The following is a 21081-nucleotide window of genomic DNA, read 5'->3' as shown; positions in this document are numbered from 1 at the left end:
TAATCCCGCATCATGGACCGGTTAAAGCAGATCGAATCGTTCGTATCGGTCGCTGCCAAGGGCAGCCTGACGGCCGCGGCCCACGCCGAGGGCGTCGCGCCGGCGGTCATCGGCCGGCGCATCGATGCGCTGGAAGAGCGCCTCGGCGTCAAGCTGCTGGTGCGCACGACGCGCCGCATCACGCTGACGCATGAAGGCAGCGCCTTCCTCGAAGACTGCCAGCGGCTGCTGGCCGACCTGGCGAATGCCGAATCGAGCGTCAGCGCTGGCGGCGTCAAGGCTGCGGGCTACCTGCGGCTGACGGCACCAGCCGGTTTCGGCCGCCGGCACGTCGCGCCGCTGGTGCCCCGCTTCCTCGCGCTGCACCCCGAGGTCAGCGTGTCGCTGAACCTGAGCGACCGGCTGGTCGACATCGTCAACGAAGGCGTCGATTGCGCGGTGCGCGTCGGCGAGCTGCCCGACAGCAGCCTGGTCAGCGTGCGGCTGGCCGACAACCGGCGGCTGTGCGTCGCAACGCCGGCCTACCTGAAGCGCGCCGGCACGCCGCGCACGCCGCACGAGCTGGCGCAGCACGAATGCCTGACGCTGAGCAGCGACGCGAGCCAGACGCGTGGCTGGGCCTTCACGATCGACGGCCAGGTGCAGCACCTGCGGCTGAACGGTCGGCTCGATTGCAGCGATGGCCAGGTGCTGCACGACTGGTGCCTGGCCGGGCTCGGCATTGCCTGGCGCTCGACCTGGGAGGTCGAGGGCGAGGTCGCGAGCGGCACGCTGGTCAGCATGCTGGACGACTACGCCGCGCCGCCGAACGGCATCTACGCGGTGTTCCCGCAGCGCAAGCACCTGCCGCTGCGCGTGCGGCTGTGGATCGATTTCCTGAAGCAGACCTACGGCGACCCGAGCTATTGGGGGTAGATCAAGCGGCCGCCGGGGAACCGGCTTTGCCGGGCCCCTGGCGGCGCCCCCTTGAGGGGGTGGCGCGAAGCGCCTCCGGGGGTGGGCTTACTTCGCGGCGGAAGCGGCCGCGGCCGGGGCCGACGCGTCCTTGGTGCACTTCTTGACGAAGCTGTTCTTCGCCGCGCCCTTCAGCTTCTTGTCGGCGGCCTGCATCTCGCAAGCCGAACCCGCGCTGCTCGCCTTGGCCTCGCGCTCGCATTTCTTCATGAAGCTGTTCTTGGCAGCGCCGGCCAGCTTCTTGTCGGTCGCCTTCGACTCGCAGGTCGCATCGGCCGCAAACGCCACGTTCGACAGCGCGATCAGGCCCAGGGCCACCAGGGTGCTCAGTTTCTTCATGGGATTCCTCCGGGGTGCGGCGAACGGTGCGTCGCCGGCCGGATTGAAGCACCTCGGTCGAATGTGATCAAGCGTGAGCTTGGGTCAACATGAGTCCTTCCATGTCACAACATGTCGCGTCACATGATCCGGCGCGGGTGGGCCAGGGCCTCGTGAGCGGCATGCAGCCGGCGCACCAGCACGCGGATGAAGGCCTCGTCGAACAGGTGGCGGCAGCCGGGGCTGACCTGGGCCAGCGTGTCCGGCGTGAAGGTGATCGTGGTGGCCGATTCGGTGACGATCACGTCGGTGCTGTGGCGGCGCAACTCGGCGCTGGGCGCCAGATAGACCATCTCGCCGACCGAGGTGCCGGCACCGAGCTGCGCGACCTTCGTGCCTTCGCGGAAGACCTCGACCTCGCCCTGCGCAATGATGTGGAAGTTGCGTGTTTCCTCGCCGCGCCGGTACAGCGCATGGCCGAAGGTGTAGCGCTGCCACTTGGCGCGGTGCACCACCTCCCACAGCTCGACATCGCCGAAGTTCGAGAAGAAGTCGAGCGTGCGCAGCAGGTTGAAGCGCTCCGAATCGAGCACGCCCTGCAGCTGGCCGCGCGGCACCTGGTGGTTGACGATCAGCCCGGACAGCGCCTGCGCGAACTCGTCCCAGCTGGCAAAGCGGTCGTCGGGGCGCTTGGCCAGCGCCCGCAGGATGACCGCGTCGACGCCTTCGCCGACGCCCGAGCGCAGCTGGCTCGGCGGCAGCGGCATCGCGTTGTAGACCTGGTTCATCATCGCCGACTGCGACGGCGCGTCGAACGGCGGCCGGCCGGCGATCAGGTGGTACAGCACCGCGCCGAGCGAGTACATGTCGGCCCGGCTGTCCAGCGAGGCGCCGTCGAGCTGCTCCGGCGCCATGTAGGCGAGCGAGCCAACGCGGTAGACCTGGGTCGTCTCGGCCGACATGTTGAGCACGCTGCCGAAGTCGGTGACCTTCACGTCGGTGATGCTGCCGTTGGTGATCACCGCGAGGATGTTGGCCGGCTTCACGTCGCGGTGAACCAGCCCCTGGCGGAACACGTAGCCGAGCGCCATCGCGCACTTGAAGCCGATTTCGACGATCAACTCCAGCGGCAGCAGCTGGTCGGCCCGGCAGTACTGGCGCAGCGTGTGGCCCGACACGTACTCCATCACCAGGTAGGGCTCGTTGGAGTCGGCCACCGCGTCGAAGATCTGCACCACGTTCGGGTGCTGCAGCCGGCCGACCAGCGCGGCCTCGGCGGCGAAGAAGCGCTCGAAGAAGCGGCCGTCGTTCGGGTCGTTGACCGCCCCCAGGCGCACCCGCTTGATCGCGACGTCGCGCTGGTGGAATTCGTCGCGCGCGAGGAACACCTCGCTGGTCGCCCCTTCGCCGAGCCGGCGCAGCACCGGGTACTTGCCGACCTGGGCCGGCAACGGCAGGCCCGACACGGCGTGGGGTTCGGTGGTGGCGAGCGGAAGACTCATGGGTGATGCGTTGTCGGCACGGAGATGCCGAAGGGCCCGGAGGCCGAGAGTGCCATCTTGGCACCGTCGGCCCGACGCAGTGTGCCAAATTGAACACCAAAGTGAGTGCTAATCCCAAACTGGAGCCCCTCGTTCGGTGGGTACACCGAACGGTCCCCCGAGGGGACGCGGGCCGGCTTGGGAGCGGCCCGGCGCTCGGCCCGCCGCTCGGTCGGCAGCCCAGTGCCTGCCACTTAGAATCGCCCGCATGATCCAAGCCAAACAGGAACTGCTGCAGGCGCTGGCCGCAGCGGTTGCCGATGTCCACCCCGGCAGCAGCGTGCCAATCGCCTTCGAATCGCCCAAGCAGGCATCGCACGGCGACTTCGCGGTCACTCTCGCGATGCAGCTGGCCAAGCCGCTAAAGAAGAACCCCCGCGAACTGGCCCAGGCGCTGATCGACGCGCTGAACCGGCAGCCCGCGGTGCAGCGCCACGTCGAGGCGCTCGAGATCGCCGGCCCCGGCTTCATCAACCTGCGCCTGAAGGCCGCCGCGAAGCAGTCGGTGATCGGCGAGATCCTGGCGGCCGGTACCGCCTTCGGCAAGCAGCCGCCGATCGAGCGCCGCGTGATGGTGGAGTTCGTCTCGGCCAACCCGACCGGCCCGCTGCACGTCGGCCACGGCCGCCAGGCCGCGCTGGGCGATGCGATCTGCAGCCTGCTCGACACGCAAGGCTGGCAGGTCACACGCGAGTTCTACTACAACGACGCCGGCGTGCAGATCGCGACGCTGGCCGCCACCACGCAGGCCCGCATCAAGGGCCTGAAGCCGGGCGACGCGGCCTGGCCGGAGCCGGCCTACAACGGCGAGTACATCGCCGACATCGCGGCCGACTTCCTTGCGAAGAAGACGGTGAAGTCGGACGACCGCGAGTTCACCGCATCGGGCGACCCCGACGACCTCGACAGCATCCGCCAGTTTGCAGTGGCCTACCTGCGGCACGAGCAAGACCTCGACCTGCAGGCCTTCGGCGTGCGCTTCGACAACTACTTCCTCGAGTCCAGCCTGTACAGCAGCGGACGGGTGGAGCAGACGGTGGCCAAGCTGAAGGCCGCCGGCAAGACCTTCGAGGACGGCGGCGCGCTGTGGCTGCGCAGCACCGACTACGGTGACGACAAGGACCGCGTGATGCGCAAGTCCGACGGCACCTACACCTACTTCGTGCCCGACGTGGCGTACCACCTCAACAAGTGGGAGCGCGGCTTCACGAAGGTGGTCAACATCCAGGGCACCGACCACCACGGCACCATCGCGCGCGTGCGCGCCGGGCTGCAGGGCGTCGGCGAGAACATTCCCGCCGGCTACCCCGACTACGTGCTGAACAAGATGGTCACGGTGATGCGCGGCGGCGAGGAGGTGAAGATCTCCAAGCGCGCCGGCGGCTACGTGACGCTGCGCGACCTGATCGACTGGACCAGCCGCGACGCGGTGCGCTTCTTCATGATCAGCCGCAAGGCCGACACCGAGTTCACCTTCGACGTCGACCTGGCGCTGAAGCAGAACGACGAGAACCCGGTGTTCTACGTGCAGTACGCCCATGCGCGCATCAGCAAGGTGCTGCGCGACTGGGTGGCCGAGCACGGCGGCGACCTCGACGCGCTGAAGGGCGCCGACCTGTCGCTGCTCGCCGCGCCGACCGAGGCCGCGCTGCTGCTGAAGCTGGCCGAGTACCCCGACATGCTGACGCATGCCGCGGCCGACCTGGCGCCGCACGACGTCACCTTCTACCTGCGCGACGTCGCCAGCGCCTTCCACAGCTATTACGCGGCCGAGCGTTTCCTGGTGACCGACAACCCCAGCCTGACGCGCGCCCGCCTCGCGCTGCTGGCCGCCACCGCCCAGGTGCTGCGCAATGCGCTGCAGGTGCTGGGCGTGGCCGCCCCCGACCGGATGTAATGGAGAACGCATGAAAAGCCAACGTGGCGGTTTTGTCCTGGGGCTGATCATCGGCCTGCTGATCGGCCTGGCGCTTGCGCTGGGCGTCGCGCTGTACATCGCGAAGGTGCCGGTGCCCTTCATCAACAAGGTGCCGCAGCGAACGGCCGAACAGGACGCGGCCGAGGCCGAGAAGAACAAGAACTGGGACCCGAACGGCTCGCTGTCGGGCAAGGTGCCGGTGCGCTCGGGCAGCCAGGCCGCCAGCGGCGTCGTGGCAGCGCCGGCACCGGCCTTCCCGCCGTCCGTCCCGACCGGCGCGCCGCCCGTCGTGTCGACGCCGGCCGCCAGCACCTCGCGCCGCGACCCGGCGGCCATCCTCGAGGGCCGGGCCGCGAGCACCACGGCCGCACCGGCCGCGGCCACGCCGCCGGTGGTCACGTCCACCAAACCCGGCTCCGATGCGTTGAGCTACTTCGTCCAGGCAGGCGCTTTCGGCCGCGTCGAGGATGCCGAGCAGCAACGCGCCAAATTGGCGATGATGGGCCTGCAGGCCAGGATCACCGAACGCGAGCAGGCCGGCCGCACGATGTTCCGGGTGCGCCTCGGCCCCTACGACAAGAAGGAAGACGCCGACCTGGCGAAGGAAAAACTGGATGGCGTGGGCGTGGAATCGGCGCTGGTCCGCGTGCAGAAGTAAAGAAGTGAAGAACTGGCCGGGGTTCGGCAACGGCCCTGAACTTTCGCATCCGACACCGACTCCACCGCTCGTCGTTGACCCTTACCACTTTGGAACACTGAACATGAACCGTCGCGATTTCTCGGCACAGTTGGTTGGAGCAAGCCTGGGCACCCTCGCCCTGTCGACCAGCACCGGCGCCCTGGCACAAGGCGCCGCCCCGGTCGAAGGCACCAACTACGTCAAGTTCGCCCAGCCGGTGTCGCCGGCCACGCCGGGCAAGATCGAGGTGGTGGAATTCTTCTGGTACGGCTGCCCGCACTGCAACGCCTTCGAGCCTGCACTCGACGCCTGGCAGAAGAAGCTGCCGGCCGATGTGGTGTTCCGCCGCGTGCCGGTGGCATTCCGCGACGAGCCCTTCGTCGCGCACCAGAAGATCTTCTACGCGCTCGAATCGATGGGCAAGGTCGAGGCGATGCACCGCAAGGTCTTCTACGCGATCCACAACGAGCACGCCCGCCTCGACAAGCCCGACGAGATCGCTGCGTTCATGGCCAAGAACGGCATCGACAGCGCCAAGTTCCTCGAGGCGTACAACTCGTTCTCGACGCAGACCAAGACCAAGCAGGCTGCCAAGCTGGCCGAAGGCTACAAGCTCGACGGCGTGCCGGCCCTGGGCATCAACGGCCGCTACTTCACGTCGGGGTCGCTGGCCGGCACCAACGAGCGCATGCTGCAGGTCACCGACTTCCTGATCCAGAAGTCCCGCGCCGGCGGTTGAGCGCCCGAAGTCGGTGCAACGCCGACTTCATCTGGTAACCCCGACGGCATGAAACTGTGGCTAGAATGGCCTGCAAGTTTCATGCCGCAATGACTCCACTTACCTACACCTCCTCGTTGTTCCGCTGCCGCCTGGCGCTTGTCGCCGCCGGCTGCCTGCTTGCCGCGGCGCTGCCGGTCCAGGCCGAACGGGCCGACCGGCTGAAGAAGATGGAAGTCGAATCCGACCAGCCCGGCAAGGTCGACCTGATCAACCAGCTGGTGGTCTTCAACGGCAATGTCGTCGTCAGCAAGGGCACGATGCTGATCAAGGCGGCGCGCATCGAGGTGCGCGAAAGCGCAGACGGCTACCAGTCCGCCATCGCGGTCGGCACGCCGACCCAGCCGGCCAGCTTCCGCCAGAAGCGCGAAGGCGTGAACGAATTCGTCGAAGGCGAGGCGGAGCGCCTCGAATTCGACAGCAAGCTCGACACCATCCGCTTCGTCAACAAGGCCTCGGTGCGGCGCCTGCGCGGCACCGCGGTGGCCGACGAGGTGACCGGCGCGCTGATCACCTACGACGGCACGGCCGAGCTGTTCACCGTGGCCGGCGGCAGTGCCGCGGTGACCCCGGCCAACCCGACCGGCCGCGTGCGCTACGTGTTCACGCCGAAGGAAGGCACGCCGGCCGCCGCCGAAGCGGCATCGCAAGCCGCCTCGCAGCCCGCAGCGCAACCCGCGCCGGGAGCACGCCGTTGAGCGCCGTGCCGGTCTCTCCTTCCGCGATGCCGTCCGACGCCAGCCGGCTCGAAGCCATCGGCCTGCAGAAGACCTACGGCGCCCGCAAGGTGGTCAAGGACGTGCGGCTGTCGGTGCGCAGCGGCGAGGTCGTCGGACTGCTCGGACCGAACGGCGCCGGCAAGACCACCAGTTTCTACATGATCGTCGGCCTGGTCCGCGCCGACGACGGCCAGATCCTGATCGACGGCCAGCGCGTCGAGCGCCTGCCGATCCACCAGCGCTCGCGCCTCGGCCTGAGCTACCTGCCGCAGGAAGCCTCGATCTTCCGCAAGCTGACCGTCGAGGAGAACATCCGCGCGGTGCTCGAGCTGCAGCGCGGCCCCGACGGCAAGGAGTTGCCGAAAGCCACCGTCGACAAGCTGCTCGGCGACCTGCTGAACGACCTGAGCATCGAGAAACTGCGCGACAGCCCGGCACCGGCGCTGTCGGGCGGCGAGCGCCGGCGCGTCGAGATCGCCCGGGCGCTGGCCACGCAGCCGCGCTTCATCCTGCTGGACGAGCCGTTCGCCGGCGTCGACCCGATCGCGGTGATCGAGATCCAGCGCATCATCGGATTCCTGAAGAGCCGTGGCATCGGTGTGCTGATCACCGACCACAACGTGCGCGAAACGCTGGGCATCTGCGATCGCGCCTACATCATCAGCGAGGGGCGCGTGCTCACCGAGGGCACGCCGGCCGAGATCGTCGACAACGCCGATGTGCGAAAGGTCTACCTCGGCGAACACTTCCGCATGTAAGGGGCTGACGACATGAAGCCCTCCCTTCAGGTCCGCCTGTCGCAGCACCTGGCCTTGACGCCGCAGCTGCAGCAGTCGATCCGGCTGCTGCAGCTGTCCACGCTCGAACTCCACCAGGAAGTCGAGCAGATGCTGGAGCAGAACCCCTTCCTCGAAGCCGAGCAGGAAGAAGCCGGCGCGACCGAGCCGATGGTCGAGCGCCTGACGGTGTCGGAGCGCAATGCCGAGCGCGAGACCGAGAGCAGCTCGGCCAGCGAAAGCTCGGCCGACAGCGCGCCCGACGAAGCCGCCGGCGTCGACAGTGCCGAGTTCGGCGCGACCGAGCGCGAGGACTGGGAGAACGGCACCGAGCGCGACGATTTCGACGGCATCCGCGAAACGCCCAGCGCCGCCGGCAGCGGCAGCAATGCCGACGACGACTTCGACGGCCAGGACCGCAACCCGCAGGCCCCCAGCCTGCAGGAACACCTGCGCGAGCAGCTGCTCGGCATGCGCGTGAGCGCCGAGGACGCCGCGGCGATCACCGTGCTGATCGAGTCGCTGGACGACGACGGCTACCTGGCCGACCCGCTCGAAGAGATCGCCACCGAACTGGCCGCCGACCCCGAGCAGCAGGAAGAGATCCTCGAGCGCCTGCAGTGCGCGCTGAAGTGGCTGCAGAACATGGAGCCGCTGGGCGTCGGCGCCCGCAACCTCGGCGAATGCCTGACGCTGCAGCTGCGTGCGCAGGAGCGCTGCGAGGCGCAGATGATCGCGATCATCATCTGCAAGCAGCACCTCGACCTGCTGGCGCGCCGCGACATGAAGAAGCTGATGGCGGCGACCGGCGCCGACGAGGAGCTGATCAAGGAAGCGCAGACGCTGATCGTCGCGCTGGAGCCGAAGCCGGGCCGCCCGTTCGCGCGCGCCGAAGCCAACATCATCGTGCCCGACGTGATCGTGCAGAAATCGGGCCGCAACTGGAAGGTCGTGCTGAACCCCGACGTGATGCCCAAGCTGCGCATCAACGACCTCTACGCGCAGGCGATCCGCCAGGGCCGCGGGGCCGGCGGCGGCAGCGCGCTGAGCTCGCGGCTGCAGGAAGCGCGCTGGTTCATGAAGAACATCCAGCAGCGCTTCGACACCATCCAGCGCGTGTCGCAGGCCATCGTCGAGCGGCAGAAGAGCTTCTTCACGCACGGCGAGATCGCGATGAAGCCGCTGGTGCTGCGCGAGATCGCCGACGAGCTGGGCCTGCACGAGTCGACCATCTCGCGCGTGACGACGGCCAAGTACATGGCCACGATGTTCGGCACCTTCGAGCTGAAGTACTTCTTCGGGTCGTCGCTGAACACCGAGGCCGGCGGCAACGCGTCGAGCACCGCGGTGCGCGCGCTGATCAAGCAGCTGGTGAGTGCCGAGGACCCGGTCAAGCCGCTGTCGGACAGCCAGCTGAGCCACATGCTCGAAGAGCAGGGCATCCAGGTCGCGCGGCGCACGGTGGCCAAGTACCGCGAAGCGCTGAAGATCGCGCCGGCGAACCTGCGCAAATCCCTTTGAACTGAACTCCGATGTGCGCTCTTCCCCTGTTCCTGCCCTGCGCCGCGGGCGTCGAAGCGCTTCTTGAAGAAGAGGTGCTGCGCATCCTGCCGACCGCCAAGGTGCATGCCGGCCGCGGCGGCGTCGCGCTCGACGGCGACCCGCTCGACGTGATGACGCTGAACCTCGAGTGCCGGCTCGCGCAGCGCGTGCTGGCCGAGGTGGCCGAAGGGCCGTACCGCGACGAGCACGACCTGTACGAGCTCGCCCGCGGCGTCGACTGGCAGCAATGGATCACGCCGGAGCACACGCTGCGCGTCGACACCACCGCGCACCGCAGCCCGCTGCGCAGCCTGAACTTCGCCGCGCTGCGCATCAAGGACGCGGTCTGCGACCAGCTGCGCGAGGCCACCGGCACGCGCCCGAGCGTCGACACCCGCCACCCCGACCTGCCGCTGCTGCTGCACGTCGGCGAGGAGCGTGCGTCGCTGTACGTCGACACCTCGGGCGAGCCGCTGTTCAAGCGCGGCTGGCGCGAGGACAAGGGCGATGCGCCGCTGAAGGAGACGCTGGCCGCCGCGATGCTGGCCGCGGCCGGCTGGCGCGGCACGCCCGAGGCCGGCGGTGCGCTGCACGACCCGTGCTGCGGCTCCGGCACCATCGCGATCGAGGCCGCGCAGATCGCCTGCGGCATCGCGCCCGGACTGAAGCGGCGCTTCGCGTTCGAGCGGCTGTTGCCGTTTGCCGATGCCGAGATGCGCGCGCAGTGGCAGCGCGTGAAGAGCCATGCGCAATCGCGCATCCACGCGAGCGCGGTGCCGATCCATGCCAGCGACGTGTCGTTCCGGATGGTCGATTTCGCGCGCCGCAATGCGCAGCGCGCCGGTGTCGAGGACGCGATCCAGTTCAACGGCGGCGATGCGCTGGAGCGACCGGCGCCGGCGCTGCCGGCCGGCCTGCCCGGCACGCTGATGATCAACCCGCCGTATGGCGAGCGCATCGAGGTGGCCGGCAAGGCACGCGCGTCGGCGCCGTCGCGCGACGAGCCGGACGGCGACAACAAGGCGCTGGCCGCCGACTTCTTCCCGCGCCTGTCGGCGCACTGGAAGCGCGCGTACACGCAGCACGACGGCGGCTGGACCGCCTATGTGCTGAGCCCGGACATGAAGCTGCCCGGCGCGATGCGCCTGAAGGAATCGAAGCGTGTGCCGATGTGGAACGGCCCGATCGAGTGCCGGCTGTTCCGCTTCGACCTGGTGGCCGGCTCGGCGCGCTGACGTCGCCCGGATCGGCATCCGGGCGACGGATCAGCGGCGCAGCAAGCTGCCGATGAGGCTCCCGATGTCACCGCCTTCGCCGCCCGCGGGCAGCTGCCCGTTCGGCGTCAGGTGATCGACCACCTGCGGCAGTACCTGCGACAGCTGCGTGGCCGCCTCGCCGTGCGACAGCCCGAGCTGCTCGGCGATCTGCGCGAGCTGGCCCGAACCGAGCACGCTCTGCAGCTGCTCGGCCGAGATCGGCAGGTTGTGCCCGGTCGACACCCACGAGCCGATCACCGAGCCGAGGCCGCCCTGCTCGAAGCGCGAGATCAGGTCGTTGAGCCCGCCGCCCGAGCCGTTCGCGTTCAGCATCGACACCACCGCGGCGATCAGCGCCGCGTGGTTGCCGCCGCCCTGGCCCGTCGGGTCACTCTGGCCGGTCACCATGCCGACCACGGAATCCAGCAGTCCCATGAGGTGCTCCTTGGAGTGGGAACCGCGATTGTGGGCGCGCCTCGTGTCGGCCACAAGACCGCTCGGCCACCCGCAGCATCGACCCGCGTCAGCCGCCGCTCGACAGCCCGAGGTGCGCCAGCACCGCGAGCGGCGCGGTGTCGGCACGCAGCACGCGCGGGCCGAGGCTCGCCGGCACGAAGCCGGCCGCGGCGGCTGCCGCCTCTTCGGCCTCGCTGAGCCCGCCCTCGGGGCCGCTCAGGAAGGTCAGCGCCCCGCCGGCCTCGGCCTGCAACGGCTCGGGCGTGCGCAGGCTCAGCACGAAACGGCGGCCGGCCGCGGGCGGCAGGCCGCGGAGCCACTCGGCGAGGCCGCGCACCGGCGCGATCACCGGCACGCGCGTGCGCCCGCACTGCTCGCTGGCCGCGGCCGCGACGCCCTGCCAGTGCGCCTGCTTCTTGTCGGCCCGCTCGCCGCTCAGCCGCAGCACCGAGCGCTCGGTCATCAGCGGCTGGATCGCCGCGACGCCGAGCTCGGTCGCCTTCTCGACCAGCGCGTCCATGCGCTCGTTGGCCGGCATGCCGAGCGCGAGCGTCACCTGGATCGGCAGTTCGCGGTCGATCGCCACGTACGCGTTCAAGCGCACGCCGACCTCGCTGCGGCCCATCCGGACGACCTCGGCCTGCCACTCGCCGCCGTCGCCGTTGAACAGCGTCAGCGGATCGCCGGGCTGCAGGCGCAGCACCTGCACATGGCGCGCGGCGCCGGGGGGGAGGCTCAATTCAAGGCCGGCCTGCATCGGCGCGGCCACATGGAAACGAGGAGGCATGGCGCGAGTTTGCCTCAGCCGTCCTGCTCGTCCAGGCCGCGAAAGCGCCGGCGCCAGGCCCGCCAACGCGTCTTCAGCCGGCGCGCGCCCCGCCACGCGGCCGAGCGGCGCAGCGCGTCCATCACGCGCTGCCGGGTCGCCCGCCACCACAGCAGTGCTCGCGCGAACCATGCGAAGCGCATCAGCTGCGACTCGGTCAGGATGAACAACCGGCCGACGATCGCGGTGCCGAGCAGCTTGGCCACGACGATCACCGTGATGCCGAGCAGCGCGTGGCCACGGTGGATGACCCACAGCGCCAGCAGCTTGATCGGAAACAGCGCGACGGCCGGTGCCAGGAACAGCAGCAGCGCGATGCGCGGCGGCGCGCTGCGCACCAGCGCCTCGAAGCGCGCGAGCGGCGGCCACTTCGCGAGCCGCGCGACGAAGGCCGTCAACGGGCGCCAGCCCCACTCCTCGATGAACAGCACAGCCGCCGCGACCACCAGCAGCACGGCACGCAGCAGCCGCCAGAACGGCCGCAGAATCCTGCGCCACAGCGGGCGCGCCGGGTCTTGCGCCAGCTCAGCCGCCGTACAGCAGGCGGCGCGCCTTGTGCGCCGCCGGCTCGCCCTTGCGCGAGCGGATCTGCTCGATCGTGCGGTCGGCGACGTCGCGCAGTTCCTCGATCGTGCTGGCCTTCTCGACCGCCAGCGTCAGCGTGAAGCCGCGCAGGCCGAGCTCGCTGGAGATCATCTGCGTCAGCGTGGCAGTGAACTTCGCGTAGTCGAGCTCACCCGGGTCGACCGGGGTGCCGACGCCCGGCGCCGCCGGTGCGGCTGCCGGGGCCGCTGCCGCCGGCGCATGGAGCCGCGAACTGCCGCTGCCCGACACCGGCGCGATCAGGCCCAGCGCCTCGAGCGCGCGGAAATCCTCGATCGTCACGCCGACCACGTTGGCGAGCAGCATCTCCTCGGACTTCGCGCCGTCGATCAGCAGCAGCAGGTTGCGCTGCGCCCTTTCCTTGACGCGCGTGCGGGCCGTCATCTCGATGCGTCCCGCGTCAGTTTTGGTCCAGATCACCAGGGCTCTCCCAAGGGCGCGGCGCGGCAGGCCTGCCGCGGCCCGAATTTATCAGCATGCGCCGTCTGCGGGGCGCTCGCCCAGCGCATCGTCAGGTCTTGTCGCGCAGTTCGCGCCGCAGGATCTTGCCGACCGGGCTCTTCGGCAACTCGGTGCGGAACTCCACCACCTTCGGCCGCTTGTAGCCGGTCATGTTGGCCTCGCAGTACGCCCGCACCTCGGCCTCGGTCAGCGCCGGGTTCTTGCGCACGATCACCAGCTTCACCGCCTCGCCGGCCTTCGCGTCGGGCACGCCGATCGCGGCGCATTCGAGCACGCCCGGCATCTGCGTGACCACGTCCTCGACCTCGTTCGGGTAGACGTTGAAGCCGCTGACCAGGATCATGTCCTTCTTGCGGTCGACGATCTTGAAGTAGCCGTTGCCGTCCACCGTGCCGATGTCGCCGGTGCGGAAGAAGCCGTCGGCCGTCATCACCTTCGCGGTCTCGTCGGGGCGCTGCCAGTAGCCGGCCATCACCTGCGGGCCGCGGATCGCGATCTCGCCCGGCGTGCCCAGCGGCACCTCGCGGCCGTCGTCGTCGAGCAGCGCGAGCTCGGTCGACGGCAGCGGCAGCCCGATGGTGCCGGTGTAGGCCGTGCTGTCGGTCGGGTTGCAGGTGGCCGACGGCGAGGTCTCCGACAGGCCGTAGCCTTCGCAGATCGGGCAGCCGGTCTTCTCGAGCCACAGCTTGGCCGTGGCCTGCTGCACCGCCATGCCACCGCCGACCGAGATCTTCAGGTGGCTCCAGTCGACGGTGTTGAACAGCGCGTGGTTGGCCATCGCGTTGAACAGCGTGTTGACGGCCGGCAGGCTGTGGAACGGCTGCTTCGCCAGCTCCTTGAACACCCCCGGGATGTCGCGCGGGTTCGGGATCAGCAGGTTGCAGCCGCCGGTGCGCATCGACAGCATCATGTTCGAGGTGAAGCCAAAGATGTGGTACAGCGGCAGCGCGCACACCGACATGATCTGCGTGCCGCTCGGCACCTTGCGCATCGCCGGCTGGTACCAGGCCTCGGCTTGCAGCGTGTTGGCGACCAGGTTGCGGTGCAGCAGCACCGCGCCCTTGCTGACGCCGGTGGTGCCGCCGGTGTACTGCAGCACCGCGATGTCGTCGAGCTTCAGCGTGGCCGGCTTCAGCGTCGCGCGCTTGCCGCTGGCGATCGCATCGTTGTACGGCACCACGCCGGGCAGCTCGAAGGCCGGCACCAGCTTCTTCACGTTGCGCACGACGTAGTTGACGATCAGCCCCTTCGGGAAGCCGAGCATGTCGCCCATCGTCGCGAGGATGATCTTCTTCGTCGGCACCGCGGCCAGGCAGGCCTGCAGCGTCGCGGCGAAGTTCTCGATGATCAGGATCGCCTTCGAGCCGGAGTCCTTCAGCTGGTGCTCCAGCTCGCGCGGCGTGTACAGCGGATTGACGTTGACCACCACCATGCCGGCACGCAGGATGCCGGCGACCGCGATCGGGTACTGCGGCACGTTGGGCATCATGATCGCGACGCGGTCGCCCTTCTCGAGGCCGAGCGACTGCAGGTAGGCGGCGAACGCGCGCGAGGCGTCGTCGACCTGGCGGAACGTGAAGACCTTGCCCATGAACTTGTAGGCGGGCAGGTCGGCGTACTTCTTCAGGCTTTCGTCGATCAACGCGGTGAGCGACGTGTACTGCTCGACATCGATCTGCTCCGGCACCCCGCTGGGGTACTGCTTGAGCCAAGTCTTATCCATCTGGGGTCTCCGGAAACGAACGGGCGATTCTGGCCCATGCCCTTCGCACGCCCCCTAAGGTGTTTCACCTGAAGTGCGGCAGGAGTTGGGATCGACATGGGGTGCGACACGATTGACGCTCCTGGAGGCTTCCCGTACGCTTTCGGCGAATTGGTCAGACCACCAGACCAATCCATTGTGACCCACCGGAAACCTCCATGACTCTTTCGACCAACCCACGGCTGGCCGGCAAGACCGCCCTCGTCACCGCGGCCGGCCAGGGGATCGGGCGCGCCACCGCCGAGGCCTTCGCGCGCGAAGGGGCGCGCGTGATCGCGACCGACATCAACGACGCGGCGCTGGCCGAGCTGTCGCGCATCCCGGGCATCACCGCGCAGCACCTCGACGTGCGCGACGGCGCGGCGGTGCAGTCGCTGGTGGCCGGGCTCGGGCCGCTGCAGATCCTGTTCAACGGCGCCGGCTTCGTGCATGCCGGCACCATCCTCGACTGCGACGACGCGGCCTGGGACTTCTCGTTCGACCTCAACGTGCGCTCGATGTACCGCACGATCCGCGCGGCGCTGCCGGCGATGCTGGCAGCCGGCGCAGGCGGCTCGATCATCAACGTCGCGTCGGTGGCCGGCAGCATCAAGGGCGCGCCGAACCGCTTCGTCTACGGCACGACGAAGGCGGCGGTGATCGGCCTGACCAAGTCGGTCGCGGCGGACTTCGTCGCGAAGGGGATCCGCTGCAACGCGATCTGCCCGGGCACGGTCGAATCGCCGTCGTTGCGCCAGCGCATCGAGGCGCAGGCATCGGCCAGCGGGCAGACGGTGGCGCAGGTCCAGGCGGCGTTCGTCGCCCGGCAGCCGATCGGCCGCGTCGGCAGCACCGCCGAGATCGCCGCGCTGGCGGTGTATCTTGCGTCCGACGAATCGGGGTTCACCACCGGGACGTCGCAGATCATCGATGGTGGTTGGTCCAACTGAAAGAGAAGTCCATGAAACTGATGCGCCACGGCCCGAAGGGCTCCGAGCAACCTGCGCTGGTCGATGCTGACGGCAACCTGCGCGACCTGTCCGGCGTGCTCGCCGACATCAACGCGTCGACGCTGTCGCCGCACGGGCTGAAGCGCCTGCACGAGCTGAACCCGTCGACGCTGCCGCTGGTCGCGCAGCCGGGGCGCATCGCGCCGCCCTGGTCGGGCCTCGGCAAGTTCATCTGCATCGGCCTGAACTACGCCGACCACGCGGCCGAATCCGGCCAGCCGGTGCCGGCCGAGCCGGTGATCTTCATGAAGGCGATCAGCGCGGTGATCGGCTGCAACGACGCGGTGGTGCTGCCGAAGAATTCGCTGAAGAGCGACTGGGAGGTCGAGCTCGGGGTCGTGATCGGCAGCACGGCGCGCTATGTGTCCGAAGCCGATGCGCTGGACCACGTGGCCGGCTTCTGCGTCGTCAACGACCTGTCGGAGCGCGAGTACCAGCTGGAGCGCGGCGGCACCTGGGACAAGGGCAAGGGCTGCGACACCTTCGGCCCGGTCGGCCCGTGGCTGGTCACGAAAGACGAGGTGCCCGATCCGCAGAACCTGTCGATGTGGCTGGAGGTCAACGGCAAGCGCTTCCAGAACGGCAGCACGAAGACGATGGTGTTCAACGTGGCGCACCTGGTCAGCTACGTCAGCCGCTTCATGACGCTGCACCCGGGCGACCTGATCAGCACCGGCACGCCGCCGGGCGTCGGCATGGGGCAGAAGCCGCAGCTGTTCCTGAAGGCGGGCGACAAGATGCGCCTCGGCATCCAGGGCCTGGGCGAACAGCAGCAGACGGTGCATGCCTGGAACCCGGAGCTCATCGACGGCTGAGTCCCGCATCCCGGATTGGCATCCAGGCTACGACCATGAACGCGCCCACCCTCCGCATTCATCCCGCCGACGACGTCGTCATCGCGCGGCGCCAGCTGGTGTCGGGCACGCGCATCGAGGCCGAGGACGTGACCGTCAGCGGCCTGATTCCCCCGGGCCACAAGCTCGCGGTGCGCGACATCGCCGCCGGCTCGCCGGTGCGTCGCTACAACCAGGTGATCGGCATCGCGCGCCAGCCGATCGCGGCCGGCCAGCATGTGCACACGCACAACCTGGAGTTCTCGAGCTTCGAGCGCGACCCCTCGATCGGCGTCGACGCGCACCCGACGGCCTTCGTCGAGACCCCGGCCACGTTCCAGGGCATCGTGCGCGCCGACGGTCGCGTCGCGACGCGCAACTACGTCGGCATCCTGACCTCGGTGAACTGCTCGGCCACCGTCGCCCGCGCAATCGCCGACCACTTCCGGCGCGACATCCACCCCGAGGCGCTGGCCGCGTTTCCGAACGTCGACGGCGTGGTCGCGCTGACGCACGGTGCCGGCTGCGCGACCGATAGCGAGGGCGAGCCGCTGCAGGTGCTGCGCCGGACGCTGGCCGGGTATGCGCGGCACCCGAACTTCGCGGCGCTGCTGGTGGTCGGCCTCGGCTGCGAGACCAACCAGATCGCCGGCATCGGGCTCGCCGATGGCCCCCGCCTGCACAGCTACAACATCCAGGATGCCGGCGGCACCGCGAAAGCAGTGGCGCGCGGCATCGCGCTCGTGAGCGAGATGCTGCCCGACGCGAACCGCACGCGCCGCGAGCCGGTCAGCGCCAGCCACCTGTGCGTCGGCCTGCAGTGCGGCGGCTCCGACGGCTACTCCGGCATCAGCGCAAACCCGGCGCTCGGCGCGGCGGTCGACCTGCTGGTGCGCCATGGCGGCACCGCGATCCTGTCGGAGACGCCCGAGATCTACGGCGGCGAACACCTGCTGACGCGGCGCGCGGTGTCGCCCGCGGTCGCCGACAAGCTGCTTGCGCGGCTGCGCTGGTGGGAAGACCATTGCGCGCGCAACCATGCCGAGATGGACAACAACCCGTCGGCCGGCAACAAGGCCGGCGGACTGACGACCATCCTCGAGAAATCGCTGGGCGCGATCGCGAAGAGCGGCACCACCAACCTGGTCGACGTGTTCGAGTACGCCGAGCCGGTCACGGCGCACGGCCTGGTCTTCATGGACACGCCGGGCTACGACCCGGTCAGCGCGACCGGCCAGGTGGCCGGCGGCGCCAACCTGATCTGCTTCACGACCGGCCGCGGCTCGGCCTACGGCTGCGCGCCGTCACCGTCGCTGAAGCTGTCGACCAACACCGCGCTGTGGCTGCGCCAGCAGGACGACATCGACATCAACTGCGGCAGCATCGTCGACGGCAGCGCATCGGTTGCCGCGCTCGGCGAGCAGATCTTTGCGCAGATGCTGGCCACCGCGTCCGGCGAACTGACGAAGAGCGAACGCCACGGCTACGGCCAGAACGAGTTCGTACCGTGGCAGTTCGGGGCCGTCATGTGACATGGAGCCCCTCGCCCGGTGGGTACACCGGGCGGCCCCCCCGAGGGGACGCGGGCCGGCCCTTCGACAAGCTCAGGACAGGCTTGGGGCGGCCCGGCGCTCGGCCCGCTCAATGCCCCAGCAGGCGCGGCAGCGTCAGCGACAAGGCCGGCCAGTAGGTCACCAGCACCAGGAACCCGATCATCGTCAGCAGCCACGGCCACACCGCGACCGTCAGCTCGGTGATGCCCATCTTGCTGATGCCCGACGCGACGTACAGGTTCAGCCCGACCGGCGGGTGGCACATGCCGACCTCCATGTTCACCGCCATCAGGATGCCCAGGTGGATTGGGTTCACGCCCAGCTTGCAGGCCACCGGGTACAGGATCGGCGCCATGATCAGCACGATCGCCGACGGGTCCATGAAGTTGCCGGCCACCAGCAGGATGATGTTGACCAGCAGCAGGAACACCACCACGCCGAAGCCCTGGCCGGTCATCCACGCCGCCATCGACTGCGGGATCTGCTCCGAGGTCAGCAGGAACGAGAACAGCACCGCGTTGGTGATGATGTACAGCAGCATCGAGCTCATCGCCGCCGCATTGCGCAGCACCTTCGGCACGTCGGCGAGCTTCAGGTCCTTGTAGATGAACACCGAGATCACGAACGCGTACACCGCCGCGATCGCCGCCGCCTCGGTGGGCGTGAACACGCCCGAGTAGATGCCGCCGATCACGATGACGATCAGCGCGATGCCCCAGAACGCCTCGCGGAAGGCCTTCCAGCGCTCGCCCCAGCTGGCGCGCGGCAGCCGCGGGTAGTCGTACTTGCGCGCCCGGTACCAGGTGGTCACGCCCAGCAGCAGCGACAGCAGCAGCCCCGGCAGCACGCCGGCGATGAACAGGTCGCCGACCGACGCGGTGGCGACCGGCTGGCCGTCCGGCCCGGTCGCGTTCATGCCGTTGGTCGCGATCGAGAAGATCACCAGGTTGATCGACGGCGGGAACAGGATGCCCAACGCGCCCGAGGTGGTGATGACGCCGGCCGAGAAGCGCTTCGGGTAGCCGGCCTTCTGCATCGCCGGCAGCAGGATGGTGCCGACCGCGACCACGGTGGCCACCGACGAGCCCGAGATCGCCGCGAACAGCGCACAGGCCAGCACGCCCGCGAGCCCGAGCCCGCCGTAGAAGTGCCCGACCATCGTCGACGCGAAGTGGATCATCCGCCGCGCCGCCCCCCCGTTGGTCAGGAAGTTGCCGGCCAGGATGAAGAACGGGATCGCCATGATCTCGAACTTCTCGAGGCCGGAGAACAGCTTGAGCCCGATCGACGCGATCGGCTCGTTGGTCATGCCGAAGAAGAAGCCCAGCACCGTGAGGCCGAGCGCGATGGAGACCGGCATGCCGGTCAGCATCAGCAGCACCAGCAGGCCGAAGATGATCAATGCATTCATGTTGCGGCCTCCGCCTCGTCCAACCCGTCCACGTGCGCGATCTCGTGGTGCGGCAGCTGGCCGTGCCGCCAGTAGGTCCACATCACCTGCAGGAAGCGGAAGCACATCAGGTACGACGCCAGCGGGATGCAGGCGTACGGGATCCAGGTCGGCACTTCCAGGTCGGGCGAGGTCGGACCCTCGGGCACATCGCCGACATCCCAGCCGAACAGGCTGAACAGCGCGTGGTGGAAGCCGTTGTCCCAAACGAACACCGCGCCCATCGTGCCGACCGTCGCGGTGAAGACCACGCCACCGGCCAGCCCGACCAGCGTCAGCCATCGCGCCTGCCGCGGCGGCAGTGCGCGCACCAGCGTGTCGACACCGACGTGCGTGCCGTGGCGCACGCCGTAGGCCGCGCCGAACTTCGCCATCCAGACGAACATGTAGATGCACAGCTCCTGCGCCCAGCTCAGGTTCAGCCCGAGCAGGAAGTCCTGCACCGGCTGCAGCAGCGGCGGGTAGTGAGCGGCGGCCGCATAGCGGTGCACCACGGCGACGAAGATCAACAGCGTCGCCGCGCCCATCAGCGCAGCGATCAGCCATTCCTCGAGGTGGTCGAGGAAGCGGTTCACGGACCGCAGCACCGGCGCGACCATGGCCCTGCCCTACTTCGCGGGGACGAAGCCGGCGGCCTTGTACACCGCGTCGATCGTCGACTGGCCGACGCGCGACGCCATCTCCTTGTGCACCGGCATCAGCGCCTTCTTCCACTCGTCGAGCTCGGCCGCGGTCGGCGTGTAGATCGTGGTCTTGCCGCTGGCGCGCATCTTCTCGAGGTCGTCGATGTTCTCCTTGGTCGCCATGTCGTTGGCGAAGGCGGTCGCTTCCTTCAGCGCGCCTTCGAGGAGGGTGCGCAGGTCGGCCGGCAGGCCGTCCCAGAACTTCTTGTTGACGATCACCGCATAGGCCAGGTGGCCGTGGTTCGAGATCGTCGTGTGCTTCTGCACCTCGTAGGTCTTCTGCGTGTAGAAGTTCGACGGCACGCCCTCGCAGCCGTCGACCACGCCGGACTGCAGCGCCTGGTACAGCTCGCTGAAGGCCATCACCTGCGGCACCGCGCCGAGCGCGCGCATCTCGGCATCGAGCACCTTCGAGCTCTGGATGCGCATCTTCAGGCCCTTGAAGTCGGCCACCTTGTGCAGCGGCTTGTTGGCACTCATGATGTGGAAGCCGTTGTCCCAGTACGCGAGGCCCTTGACGCCCTTGGGCTCGAGCTTCTTGAACAAGTCCGCGCCGACCGGCCCTTCGGTCACCGCGCGGAACGCGGCCTGGTCCTTGAAGATGAACGGCAGGTCGAAGACCTCGAATTCCTTGACGCCCAGCGGGCCGAACTTGGCGAGCGACGGCGCGAGCATCTGCACCGAGCCGAGCTGCAGCGCCTCCATCTCTTCCTTGTCCTTGTAGAGCTGGCTGTTCGGGTAGACATCCACCTTCACGCGGCCGCCGCTGCGCTGCTCGGCCAGTTCCTTGAAGCGCTGCGCGCCGTTGCCCTTCGGCGTGTCGGGGGCGACGACGTGGCTGAACTTGATGACGATCGGCGCCTGCGCGAACGTCTTCGGGGCGGCCACCGCCAACGCGGCGGCGGCGAGCGCACTGCGGCGCGTGATGGAAAGCTTCGCGGACTGCGTCATGTCTTGTCTCCGGGGGTCTGTGCTGCGGCCGG

At 68.9% G+C, this 21081-nt stretch carries 21 protein-coding genes; 11 read left to right on the top strand and 10 right to left on the bottom strand.

All coding sequences use genetic code 11. From position 1 onward, the window contains the following. Positions 1-12: 12 nt before the first annotated feature. Positions 13-915: a LysR family transcriptional regulator gene (locus ASC98_RS27510; RefSeq protein ID WP_056813369.1), complete on the top strand. Its 903-nt coding sequence runs from the start codon at positions 13-15 to the stop codon at positions 913-915. Positions 916-1002: 87 nt separating this feature from the next. Here the strand turns inward: ASC98_RS27510 and ASC98_RS27505 are convergent, their stop codons facing one another. Both ASC98_RS27505 and ASC98_RS27500 read right to left on the bottom strand, forming a co-directional pair. Then, positions 1003-1293, bottom strand: a complete 291-nt coding sequence (locus ASC98_RS27505; protein WP_056813366.1) for a hypothetical protein — start codon at positions 1291-1293, stop codon at positions 1003-1005. A 119-nt stretch (positions 1294-1412) separates the two neighbouring features. Further along, complete coding sequence (locus ASC98_RS27500; protein ID WP_056813363.1) at positions 1413-2774, bottom strand: serine/threonine-protein kinase; 1362 nt, start codon at positions 2772-2774, stop codon at positions 1413-1415. Between the two features lie 247 nt (positions 2775-3021). On the opposite strand from ASC98_RS27500, the gene argS reads away from it, so the two are divergent. The 7 genes from argS to ASC98_RS27465 all read left to right on the top strand — a co-directional run bounded on the left by argS (position 3022) and on the right by ASC98_RS27465 (position 10460). Beyond that, positions 3022-4710, top strand: coding sequence for an arginine--tRNA ligase (gene argS, locus ASC98_RS27495; protein WP_056813361.1), 1689 nt, complete (start codon positions 3022-3024; stop codon positions 4708-4710). Positions 4711-4720: 10 nt separating this feature from the next. Then, on the top strand, positions 4721-5389 hold the full coding sequence (locus ASC98_RS27490) for an SPOR domain-containing protein (protein ID WP_056813359.1): 669 nt from the start codon (positions 4721-4723) through the stop codon (positions 5387-5389). Between the two features lie 103 nt (positions 5390-5492). Continuing rightward, positions 5493-6149: a thiol:disulfide interchange protein DsbA/DsbL gene (locus ASC98_RS27485; protein ID WP_056813356.1), complete on the top strand. Its 657-nt coding sequence runs from the start codon at positions 5493-5495 to the stop codon at positions 6147-6149. Positions 6150-6238: 89 nt separating this feature from the next. Further along, positions 6239-6886, top strand: coding sequence for a lipopolysaccharide transport periplasmic protein LptA (gene lptA, locus ASC98_RS27480; protein WP_162249267.1), 648 nt, complete (start codon positions 6239-6241; stop codon positions 6884-6886). Between the two features lie 26 nt (positions 6887-6912). Beyond that, on the top strand, positions 6913-7665 hold the full coding sequence (lptB, locus tag ASC98_RS27475; RefSeq protein WP_056813351.1) for an LPS export ABC transporter ATP-binding protein: 753 nt from the start codon (positions 6913-6915) through the stop codon (positions 7663-7665). 12 nt (positions 7666-7677) lie between these two features. Continuing rightward, the gene (locus tag ASC98_RS27470; protein ID WP_056813348.1) at positions 7678-9204 is read left to right on the top strand and encodes an RNA polymerase factor sigma-54; all 1527 of its coding nucleotides are present in this window, start codon (positions 7678-7680) and stop codon (positions 9202-9204) included. 11 nt (positions 9205-9215) lie between these two features. Continuing rightward, entirely contained in the window at positions 9216-10460 is a 1245-nt protein-coding gene (locus ASC98_RS27465) for a class I SAM-dependent RNA methyltransferase (protein ID WP_056813344.1), read from the top strand. Positions 10461-10490: 30 nt separating this feature from the next. Here the strand turns inward: ASC98_RS27465 and ASC98_RS27460 are convergent, their stop codons facing one another. From ASC98_RS27460 to ASC98_RS27440, 5 genes are all read right to left on the bottom strand, one after another. Then, complete coding sequence (locus ASC98_RS27460) at positions 10491-10916, bottom strand: YidB family protein (RefSeq protein ID WP_056813341.1); 426 nt, start codon at positions 10914-10916, stop codon at positions 10491-10493. Between the two features lie 88 nt (positions 10917-11004). After that, positions 11005-11724: a 16S rRNA (uracil(1498)-N(3))-methyltransferase gene (locus ASC98_RS27455; protein WP_056813339.1), complete on the bottom strand. Its 720-nt coding sequence runs from the start codon at positions 11722-11724 to the stop codon at positions 11005-11007. Between the two features lie 14 nt (positions 11725-11738). Further along, positions 11739-12218 carry a hypothetical protein gene (locus ASC98_RS27450; protein ID WP_056813335.1) on the bottom strand — a complete coding sequence of 160 codons (480 nt, stop codon included), beginning with the start codon at positions 12216-12218 and terminating at the stop codon, positions 11739-11741. A gap of 70 nt (positions 12219-12288) precedes the next feature. Beyond that, the gene (locus ASC98_RS27445) at positions 12289-12786 is read right to left on the bottom strand and encodes a hypothetical protein (RefSeq protein WP_157597922.1); all 498 of its coding nucleotides are present in this window, start codon (positions 12784-12786) and stop codon (positions 12289-12291) included. A 91-nt stretch (positions 12787-12877) separates the two neighbouring features. After that, positions 12878-14551 (bottom strand): long-chain-fatty-acid--CoA ligase, encoded by a 1674-nt coding sequence (locus tag ASC98_RS27440; RefSeq protein ID WP_056813330.1) that lies wholly within the window; start codon positions 14549-14551, stop codon positions 12878-12880. A 197-nt stretch (positions 14552-14748) separates the two neighbouring features. On the opposite strand from ASC98_RS27440, the gene ASC98_RS27435 reads away from it, so the two are divergent. From ASC98_RS27435 to ASC98_RS27425, 3 genes are read left to right on the top strand one after another with little or no spacing between them, the layout of a single operon-like run. Then, positions 14749-15519, top strand: a complete 771-nt coding sequence (locus ASC98_RS27435; protein WP_056813327.1) for an SDR family oxidoreductase — start codon at positions 14749-14751, stop codon at positions 15517-15519. Between the two features lie 11 nt (positions 15520-15530). After that, entirely contained in the window at positions 15531-16394 is an 864-nt protein-coding gene (locus tag ASC98_RS27430; RefSeq protein ID WP_056813324.1) for a fumarylacetoacetate hydrolase family protein, read from the top strand. Between the two features lie 35 nt (positions 16395-16429). Further along, positions 16430-17944, top strand: a complete 1515-nt coding sequence (locus ASC98_RS27425) for a UxaA family hydrolase (RefSeq protein WP_056813322.1) — start codon at positions 16430-16432, stop codon at positions 17942-17944. Between the two features lie 109 nt (positions 17945-18053). Here the strand turns inward: ASC98_RS27425 and ASC98_RS27420 are convergent, their stop codons facing one another. From ASC98_RS27420 to ASC98_RS27410, 3 genes are all read right to left on the bottom strand, one after another. Then, positions 18054-19376 carry a TRAP transporter large permease gene (locus ASC98_RS27420; RefSeq protein WP_056813319.1) on the bottom strand — a complete coding sequence of 441 codons (1323 nt, stop codon included), beginning with the start codon at positions 19374-19376 and terminating at the stop codon, positions 18054-18056. Next, positions 19373-19942, bottom strand: coding sequence for a TRAP transporter small permease (locus ASC98_RS27415; RefSeq protein WP_369820447.1), 570 nt, complete (start codon positions 19940-19942; stop codon positions 19373-19375). Before ASC98_RS27415 ends, ASC98_RS27420 begins: the two co-directional genes overlap by 4 nt. Before the next feature lie 81 nt (positions 19943-20023). Beyond that, complete coding sequence (locus ASC98_RS27410) at positions 20024-21049, bottom strand: TRAP transporter substrate-binding protein (RefSeq protein WP_056813315.1); 1026 nt, start codon at positions 21047-21049, stop codon at positions 20024-20026. Positions 21050-21081 lie beyond the last annotated feature (32 nt).

The sequence above is a fragment of the Rhizobacter sp. Root1238 genome (assembly GCF_001425825.1).
In the GTDB taxonomy this organism is placed as follows: Bacteria; Pseudomonadota; Gammaproteobacteria; order Burkholderiales; family Burkholderiaceae_C; genus Rhizobacter.
This window is presented reverse-complemented; position numbering and strand designations above follow the sequence as displayed.